Genomic DNA, 9,107 nt, shown 5'->3' with positions numbered 1-9,107 from the left:
GTCATTGATTTTTTCGGACAACGGCTGGTGCACTTCAACCAGGCGCACGCCGTTAGGTTCAACAGATGCTTTGATTGGCGTATTGATAATATTGACCTTGGTTCCTGGCTTCACCTGACGGAACAGAGTTTCGATATCACCGTCGCGTAGACGAATACAGCCGGAACTGACGCGCATTCCGATGCCAAAGTCAGCATTAGTTCCGTGCAGCAGATACACGCCGCCGTATGCCGCTAAGCGAATGGCATGATGGCCCATCGGGTTATCCGGCCCGGCAGGCACCACGGCAGGAAGGTCGATCCCGTTCGCTTTGTATCGCGCGCGGATATTTGCCGTAGGCGTCCAGGTTGGGTTGGCACGTTTATCAGAGATGGTGGTTACCATTGTGGGCGTCAGCGTGTCACCGCCTAACTGGCCAATACCAATAGGATACACGGTCACCGAATTTGTCCCTGGCTGGTAATAATAAAGACGCAGTTCGGCGAGGTTGATAACAATGCCTTCGCGTGGCGCGTCCGGCAGCAGGGTTTGTAACGGAATAGTCAGCACGCTGCCAGGTCGTGGTACGTAAGGGTCAACGCCGGGGTTGGCCTGTAGCAGCGCCAGAAAGCCGACATTGTATTTTTTCGCAATCGCTTCCAGAGAACCGCCATTGTCTTCGACAACGTGAACGGCATTCTGACCCACCACGCGGCTTCCCGGTGGCGGTAGCGGCCAGGTGTTTGCCTGGGCCGGAAGTGCTAACGCGAAGGTCGCGGCAAGCGTAAAAAATGCTAACCAGCGAGAGAGTCGTTTATTGTTTAACATCACCATAAATCCATTGTTTTTACGTGGTTTTTATTATGTAAAAGTAAACAAGAATTATGGCTGTTTGCAGTGTCGGGAAGTGCAGGGAAGTGCAAAGAGTTTGTAAATTCATCAGGCCGGGTGAGTGGAGGACCCACCCGGCTTGACGCTAGGCTACGGCGTTCTCTTCAAGCTGGCGCATAAACTGGCGAACCCAGTCGATCCGTGCTTTACGCTCGCCCAACTCCTGCATGAATTTCAGGCGTGTTGGACCATCCAGACGGAAGTGTTGCGGTTGTTTTTGCAGTAAACCAATTAGCCAGACCGGGTTAACGTGGTTTTTCTCGGCAAACTCAATAGTACCGCCTTTTTCATTGCCTTCGAGCTTTCTGATCCCCAGTTTCTGCGCCTGCTGGCGTAAACGGGCAATATCCAGCAACGTCCGGGCCGGGTCGGGCAGCAGGCCAAAACGGTCTATCAGCTCGACCTTAATTTCTTCCAGCTCGGTTTCGCCTTTTGCACTGGCAATGCGCTTGTAGAACGACAGTCGCGTGTTGACATCCGGGATATAGTTATCCGGCAGAAGCGATGGCATGCGCAGTTCGACTTCGGTTTGCTGGCTGGTGAGATCTTCCAGCGACGGTTCACGCCCTTCTTTGAGCGCATCGACAGCGTTTTCCAGCAGCTCCATATACAGTGAGAAACCGATGCTTTCCATGGAGCCACTTTGATCTTCGCCCAGCAGTTCCCCAGCGCCACGAATTTCGAGGTCGTGGGTTGCCAGCGCAAAACCTGCACCTAAATCTTCCAGCGAGGCGATGGCTTCCAGGCGTTTTTGTGCGTCGGAGGTCATCGCTTTTGGGTGCGGCGTTAGCAGCCAGGCGTATGCCTGATGGTGTGAGCGTCCCACACGACCCCGTAGCTGATGCAATTGCGCTAAACCGAAGTGGTCAGCTCGTTCAATGATGATGGTGTTGGCAGTGGGAATGTCGATCCCGGTTTCGATAATGGTGGTACACACCAGCACGTTAAAACGCTGGTGGTGGAAATCGTTCATCACGCGTTCCAGCTCGCGCTCGCGCATTTGCCCGTGGCCGATACCAATGCGCGCTTCCGGCACCAGTTCCGCTAATCTGTCAGCGGTTTTCTGGATATTTTCGACGTCGTTAAAGAGATAATAAACTTGTCCCCCGCGCATAACTTCACGCAGGATAGCCTCGCGTACCACCAGGTTGTCATATTCGCGCACAAAGGTTTTGACCGCCAGACGACGAGCGGGTGGTGTGGCGATGATCGACAGATCGCGCATGCCGCTCATCGCCATGTTGAGCGTGCGCGGAATTGGCGTTGCCGTCAGAGTCAGAATATCCACATCCGCGCGCATTGCCTTGATACGTTCTTTGTGGCGAACGCCGAAACGGTGCTCTTCATCGACAATCAGCAGCCCCAGATCTTTTAGCTTCACATCCGCTTGCAGCAGTTTGTGAGTGCCGATGAGAATATCGATTTTACCTTCGGCAACCTGCTCCAGAATCTGCGCTTGCTCTTTGGCGCTACGGAAACGGGACAGCATCTCAATGCGTACCGGCCAGTTGGCAAAGCGGTCGCGGAAGTTGTCGAAGTGCTGCTGAGCGAGCAGGGTGGTCGGTACCAACACGGCAACCTGCTTGTGATTCTCTACGGCGAGGAAGGCGGCACGCATCGCGACTTCGGTTTTACCAAAGCCGACATCGCCACACACCAGGCGGTCCATGGCCAGCGGTTGACACATATCGCTGAGTACCGCGTTGATCGCCTGCGCCTGGTCCGGCGTGGTTTCAAATGGGAAGCTGTCGCAAAACAGCTGATACTGTTCACGGTCATGCTTAAAGGCAAAGCCTTCTTTCGCTGCGCGCTGGGCATAAATATCCAGCAGCTCAGCCGCGACATCGCGGACTTTCTCAGCGGCTTTCTGTCGGGCGCGTGACCAGGCATCACCGCCCAGTTTATGCAGCGGCGCATTCTCTTCCGCGCCGCCGGCGTAGCGGCTTATCAGATGCAGCGACGACACCGGCACATACAGTTTGGCGTCGTTGGCATAGGTGAGCATCAGGTATTCACCGGTGATGCCGCCCGCTTCCAGCGTGGTCATACCGGCATAGCGACCCACGCCGTGCTCCAGATGCACCACTGGCTGACCGGGATGCAGCTCCGCGAGGTTACGAATTAACGTGTCCGGGTTGATGGTGCGACGAGAATCCTGGCGGCGACGCGCCACACGTTCACCGAGCAGATCGCTTTCACAAATCAGCGCCAGATTGCGTTTGCTATCGATGAAGCCGTGCTCGGCTGAGCCAATCATCAGATAACGACCGTTGTCTACGGCTTCGTCGAGTCGCAATATCCGCTTCGGCGCGACTTTGATGCGGGCGAGCAGTTCGCCTAGTGCTTCCCGGCGTCCTTCACTTTCCACCGAGAAAATTACCGGACCGGTAAAGCCTTCAAGGAATTTACGTAATGCATCTAACGGTGCTTTTTGCTGTGCCTGAACGGCGATATCCGGCAGTTTCTGGAACCCGAGGTTGGTATTCGCCGCTTTCTTCGGCAGACTCTCGGTTTTCAACTGAACACGCGGCCAGCGTTTAAGTTCAGAAAACAGCTCATCAACCCGCAGCCACAGCGATTCCGGTGGCAGAAGCGGGCGCATCGGATCAACGCCGCGATTCTCAAAGCGTGACAGGGTATCGGCCTGGAAGCGTGCAGCGCTGGTCTCGATATCGCCAGTATTTACTAATAACGTATTGGCGGGGAAGTAGCTGAACAGCGGCGGCAGAGGCTCGCTGAAAAACAGCGGTTGCCAGTATTCAATCCCCGTAGGTAACGTGCCTTTGCTGACCTGTTGATAAATATGCTCGGCGTCGCGTTTTACCTCAAACGTATCACGCCACTGACTACGGAACAGCTCGATGGCCGTTTTGTCAGTCGGGAATTCGTGTGCGGGCAGCAAATTAATGGCATCGACTTCTTCCAGCGTGCGCTGAGTGTCAGTATCAAACAGACGCAGGCTGTCGATTTCGTCATCAAAGAAATCCAGACGATAAGGCAATTCGCTGCCCATCGGGAACAGATCTAACAACGCGCCACGCGTGGCGTATTCGCCGTGTTCCATGACCTGATCAACATGGCGGTAGCCAGCACTGTCCAGTTGTTCGCGCAGGGCGTCGCGCGAAAGCCGCTGGCCTTTTTTCATGACCAGCGCATGACCGTGCAGATAGCTGTGCGGACAGACACGCTGCATCAGCGTATTTACCGGAACGATCAGCACACCGCGTTGCATGGCAGGCAGTTGATACAGCGTGGAGAGCCGTGAGGAGATAATCTCCTGATGGGGAGAAAAGCTGTCATAGGGAAGCGTTTCCCAGTCGGGCAGGTTCATCACCATCTGGTCAGTAAACTGACGAATTTCATCATGCAGACGCAAAGCATTTTGCATGTCCGGCGCGATCAGCACCACTGGACCCGCGTGACGTTCGGCGATTTCGGCGACCAGCGTTGCGCAGGCGGCACCCGTAAGCTCACCCAACTGGCGCTGATCGGAAGCGCCCGTTGGGAGCGTGTAACGATGTTGTTCAGGCATTCGGTTGTCAGGATCTCGTTTAGATATACATCTGATAAGCAATGTTCTTTATTATCCGTGATCGTTTCTCATAAGCAAATTGATTCGCCCCCGAATGGGGGCAAAAAGCGCGAAGGGGTTAGCGCGAGGCGAGCGATAAAGAGGGCGGGGAAAAGAGCAGATCGGCCACGGTTTTTTGTGAAATCTTACGCACCAGCAGGCCAAACAGGGTGCACAGCAGCAGACAGGCGAACGGATACACCAGTAGCAGGGCCAGCTCCGCGTATGCAGGCCAGGCGGCATGATTGATTTTGGGGATAAGCGTTAAGCTGAACAGCTCAACCAGAATACGGTGTGTGGTGTAGATGGCGATGGTATTGGCGCCAATCACGCTTAACGGACTGGACGCGCGCATGCCAAAGTGGAGCTCGAACTGATAAAACAGCTTCATGATCAACACAATGGAAAGGAGAGAAAGCAATAGCGAGACATTTGCCAGCCACGCGACGACGGCGACGATTGTGCAACCCAGAACAATGACCGCATGACGGCGCAGGGGCACCTCCTTGATCCACGCCATCAGCGTTGCGCCAAACCATGCGCCGAGGCTATACCAGGGCAAATTGCGAATCACGCTGTTCATTCCCCACCACGGGGTCGGGAAAAAATTGATCGCCACGCTCAGCGCCACAAATAACGCTAACAGCGGCATCGCCCAACGGCTGAAAATTTTACACAGAACAAAATAGACAATCAGCGCGTACAGATACCACAGGCTGGTGCTGGCGGTCAGCATCCCGTGGGTAAAATCCGCAATCGAATCCGCATAAGCGGCGTTGGCGGCATGGGTCAGATCGCGCTGCGGGGCGAGCCAGTTATTGAGCGCCACCAACGCCAGCCATTGCACCACTCCCCAAAGCACAAGCACCCAGGCGATACTCCAGATCCGTTTATCCACGCAGGTTGTCCACGGGACGTTATCGATGTAGCGGCGGATCAGATACCCCGAAATAAAGAAAAACACCGGCATGCGAAACGGTGCCAGGTACAAATTGAGGTAAATCCAGCATTTGCTCAACACCTCTGACAGTGGATGCTGAAAAGTGGTGAGGTGCGGGTAAAATGTGATCACCGAGTGGTAAATCACTACCAGGCAAATGCATAACCCCTTGATTTGATTAATCCATAGTTCTTTTTTATTCATTGAGACGGCGCATCCATATTGATTGCAATAGCCTGCCATCCTGCGCAACCCGCCGTGCGCTGTAATGCGTAACTGTCTGCATTTTGTTTTTTTAGGATAAAGGTCAGGGATCAGGGTTGCAGGGGAGAGGGACAACTTTAGCGGTTTGATTTATTTATACTTTTAAGAATAGTGCTGACGAACACTTACGGTTCAGTCATTTACCCATTCCGCTTTCGCTTATATACTCGTGACTTTGCTAACAGCAACCAGACGGATTTCATGTACCAACCTGTCGCTCTATTCATCGGCCTACGTTATATGCGTGGGCGTGCAGCAGATCGCTTCGGTCGCTTCGTTTCCTGGCTCTCCACCATTGGCATTACTCTCGGGGTAATGGCGCTGGTTACGGTGTTGTCGGTGATGAACGGTTTCGAGCGCGAGCTGCAAAACAATATTCTTGGCCTGATGCCTCAGGCCGTCCTCTCGTCTGAACAGGGTTCCCTAAACCCGCAACAACTGCCGGAAAAAGCGGTGGTGTTGAACGGTGTCAACCGCGTTGCACCGATAACCACGGGGGATGTGGTACTGCAAAGTGCGCGTAGCGTGGCAGTCGGCGTGATGCTGGGTATTGACCCGGCGCAAAAAGATCCATTAACGCCATATCTGGTCAATGTGAAGCAAACAGATCTGCAGCCGGGTAAGTATAATGTCATCCTCGGAGAGCAGCTTGCCGGGCAACTGGGTGTTAATCGTGGCGATCAAATTCGCGTGATGGTGCCCTCAGCCAGCCAGTTTACCCCGATGGGGCGTCTGCCGAGCCAGCGTCTGTTTACGGTAATTGGCACCTTCGCCGCCAACAGCGAAGTCGACGGCTACCAGATGCTGACCAACATCCAGGATGCGTCACGTTTGATGCGTTACCCGGTGGGCAATATTACCGGCTGGCGTCTGTGGCTCAACGAACCGTTAAAGGTTGATACGCTGAGCCAGCAAACGCTGCCGCAAGGTACCAAATGGCAGGACTGGCGCGAGCGCAAAGGGGAATTGTTCCAGGCCGTGCGTATGGAGAAAAACATGATGGGGCTGCTGCTTAGCCTGATCGTGGCGGTGGCGGCATTTAATATTATTACCTCGCTGGGTCTGATGGTAATGGAGAAGCAAGGGGAAGTGGCGATTCTACAAACGCAGGGGCTGACGCCGCGGCAGATAATGATGGTGTTTATGGTTCAGGGGGCCAGTGCCGGGATTATCGGCGCGCTGCTGGGCGCGGTGCTGGGCGCATTACTCGCCAGTCAACTGAACAACCTGATGCCAATTATCGGTGTGCTTCTGGATGGGGCTGCGCTGCCGGTCGCCATTGAGCCGCTGCAGGTTATCGTCATTGCGCTGGTGGCGATGGCCATCGCGCTGCTGTCTACGCTTTATCCTTCCTGGCGCGCTGCCGCCACTCAACCCGCTGAGGCTTTACGTTATGAATAAGATCCTGTTGCAATGCGACAACCTGTGCAAACGCTATCAGGAAGGCACAGTGCAGACCGATGTACTGCACGATGTCAGTTTTTGCGTCGGTGAAGGTGAGATGATGGCGATTGTCGGCAGCTCCGGTTCCGGTAAGAGTACGTTGCTGCATCTGTTAGGCGGGCTGGATACGCCAACTTCCGGCGATGTCATTTTTAGCGGTCAGCCGATGAGCAAACTCTCGTCGGCGGCGAAAGCGGAACTGCGCAATCAGAAGCTGGGCTTCATTTATCAGTTCCACCATCTGCTGCCGGACTTTACCGCGCTGGAAAACGTGGCGATGCCGTTGCTGATCGGCAAGAAAAAACCGGCTGAAATCACCGAGCGCGCACGGGATATGCTGAAAGCAGTAGGGCTGGACCATCGTGCCAGCCATCGCCCGTCTGAACTGTCAGGCGGTGAACGCCAGCGCGTGGCCATTGCTCGTGCGCTGGTGAATAACCCGCGCCTGGTACTGGCGGATGAGCCAACGGGTAACCTTGATGCGCGTAACGCGGACAGCATTTTCGAGCTTCTGGGGGAGCTGAACCGCTCTCAGGGCACGGCATTTTTGGTGGTGACACACGATCTGCAACTGGCGAAGCGCATGAGCCGCCAGCTTGAAATGCGCGATGGTCGCCTGACGGCTGAACTGAGCCTGATGGGAGCTGAGTAATGGCTTCGCCTTTATCGTTATTGATTGGTTTGCGTTTTAGCCGTGGTCGGCGGCGCGGCGGCATGGTCTCGCTGATTTCCGTGATTTCCACCGTTGGCATTGCGTTGGGCGTCGCGGTGTTGATCGTCGGCTTAAGCGCCATGAACGGATTTGAGCGTGAGCTTAACAACCGTATTCTGGCCGTGGTGCCGCACGGTGAGATTGAAGCCGTGAATCAGCCGTGGAACAACTGGCAGGAAGCGCTCGACAAGGTACAGAAGGTACCAGGCATTGCTGCTGCGGCGCCTTATATTAACTTTACCGGGCTGGTGGAGAGTGGGGCGAACCTACGCGCAGTGCAGGTGAAGGGCGTTGATCCGCAGCAGGAGCAGCGTTTAAGCGCGCTACCCTCGTTTGTGCAAAACCACGCATGGGATAATTTCAAAGCGGGTGAGCAACAAATCATTATTGGTAAGGGAATTGCCGATGCGCTGAAGGTGAAGCAGGGCGACTGGGTATCGATTATGATCCCTAACGCCAGTGCGGATCATAAGTTACAGCAGCCTAAACGCGTGCGTTTGCACGTCACGGGGATCCTGCAACTGAGCGGTCAGCTCGATCACAGCTTTGCCATGATCCCAATGGAAGATGCGCAGCAATACCTGGATATGGGATCCAGCGTTTCCGGGATCGCGCTGAAAGTGAACGACGTGTTTAACGCCAATAAGCTGGTGCGAGACGCGGGTGAAGTCACCAATAACTATGTGTACATTAAGAGCTGGATCGGTACTTATGGTTATATGTATCGCGATATCCAGATGATCCGCGCCATTATGTATCTGGCGATGGTGCTGGTGATTGGCGTGGCCTGTTTTAATATCGTTTCCACGTTAGTGATGGCGGTAAAAGACAAAAGCGGCGATATTGCGGTATTAAGAACCCTTGGGGCTAAAGATGGCCTTATCCGTGCCATTTTTGTCTGGTACGGCCTGCTGGCGGGGCTGTTCGGTAGCCTGATAGGCGTCGTCATTGGGGTGGTTGTCTCGCTGCAACTGACGCCGATCATTAACGGGATTGAGGCGCTTATCGGCCATCAGTTCCTGTCCGGCGATATCTATTTCATTGACTTCCTGCCATCGGAATTACACTGGCTGGATGTGATTTACGTGCTGGTGACAGCACTCGTGCTGAGTCTTTTGGCAAGTTGGTATCCGGCGCGTCGCGCCAGCAATATTGATCCTGCGAGAGTACTTAGCGGCCAATAACAATATATACACGAAAGCATTCATGCGGCGGTAAGGCGGCAAACCGAAATCTCCACGAGCATAGATAACGATGTGACTGGAGGGTGAGGGCGCAGCCGACCCCAAGGCATCTTGAAGGATGAC

General features: G+C 54.5%; 6 protein-coding genes. 3 read left to right on the top strand and 3 right to left on the bottom strand.

Features of this window, described 5'->3' with window-relative positions; translation table 11 throughout:
- The 3 genes from FDW87_RS15775 to FDW87_RS15765 all read right to left on the bottom strand — a co-directional run.
- The coding region (locus FDW87_RS15775; RefSeq protein WP_252363204.1) for a L,D-transpeptidase family protein at positions 1-807 on the bottom strand (807 nt) is incomplete at its 3' end.
- A gap of 148 nt (positions 808-955) precedes the next feature.
- Complete coding sequence (gene mfd / locus FDW87_RS15770; protein ID WP_137379923.1) at positions 956-4,402, bottom strand: transcription-repair coupling factor; 3,447 nt, start codon at positions 4,400-4,402, stop codon at positions 956-958.
- A gap of 118 nt (positions 4,403-4,520) precedes the next feature.
- A complete protein-coding gene (locus FDW87_RS15765) occupies positions 4,521-5,585 on the bottom strand; it encodes an acyltransferase family protein (RefSeq protein ID WP_046274783.1) in 1,065 nt (354 codons plus the stop codon).
- Between the two features lie 261 nt (positions 5,586-5,846).
- Between FDW87_RS15765 and lolC the strand changes: the two genes are divergently transcribed.
- Genes lolC through lolE form a run of 3 tightly spaced genes read left to right on the top strand, consistent with a single transcriptional unit; the run spans position 5,847 to position 8,984 of the window.
- Positions 5,847-7,046 carry a lipoprotein-releasing ABC transporter permease subunit LolC gene (gene lolC, locus FDW87_RS15760; RefSeq protein WP_003030806.1) on the top strand — a complete coding sequence of 400 codons (1,200 nt, stop codon included), beginning with the start codon at positions 5,847-5,849 and terminating at the stop codon, positions 7,044-7,046.
- Positions 7,039-7,740, top strand: coding sequence for a lipoprotein-releasing ABC transporter ATP-binding protein LolD (gene lolD, locus FDW87_RS15755; RefSeq protein WP_003832278.1), 702 nt, complete (start codon positions 7,039-7,041; stop codon positions 7,738-7,740). Before lolC ends, lolD begins: the two co-directional genes overlap by 8 nt.
- A complete protein-coding gene (gene lolE / locus FDW87_RS15750) occupies positions 7,740-8,984 on the top strand; it encodes a lipoprotein-releasing ABC transporter permease subunit LolE (RefSeq protein ID WP_016152683.1) in 1,245 nt (414 codons plus the stop codon). Before lolD ends, lolE begins: the two co-directional genes overlap by 1 nt.
- The last annotated feature ends 123 nt before the right edge of the window (positions 8,985-9,107 follow it).

This window comes from Citrobacter sp. wls826, from assembly GCF_005281245.1.
GTDB classification, from domain to species: domain Bacteria; phylum Pseudomonadota; class Gammaproteobacteria; order Enterobacterales; family Enterobacteriaceae; genus Citrobacter; species Citrobacter braakii.
The sequence above is the reverse complement of the archived record's forward strand: the minus strand, read 5'-3'. Positions and strand labels throughout refer to the sequence as shown.

What these genes read in the sequence shown, in the direction of transcription:
- mfd (WP_137379923.1), bottom strand. Translation starts at nt 4,402, where the DNA reads ATGCCTGAACAACATCGTTACACGCTCCCAACGGGCGCTTCCGATCAG.
- FDW87_RS15765 (WP_046274783.1), bottom strand. Translation starts at nt 5,585, where the DNA reads ATGAATAAAAAAGAACTATGGATTAATCAAATCAAGGGGTTATGCATT.
- lolC (WP_003030806.1), top strand. Translation starts at nt 5,847, where the DNA reads ATGTACCAACCTGTCGCTCTATTCATCGGCCTACGTTATATGCGTGGG.
- lolD (WP_003832278.1), top strand. Translation starts at nt 7,039, where the DNA reads ATGAATAAGATCCTGTTGCAATGCGACAACCTGTGCAAACGCTATCAG.
- lolE (WP_016152683.1), top strand. Translation starts at nt 7,740, where the DNA reads ATGGCTTCGCCTTTATCGTTATTGATTGGTTTGCGTTTTAGCCGTGGT.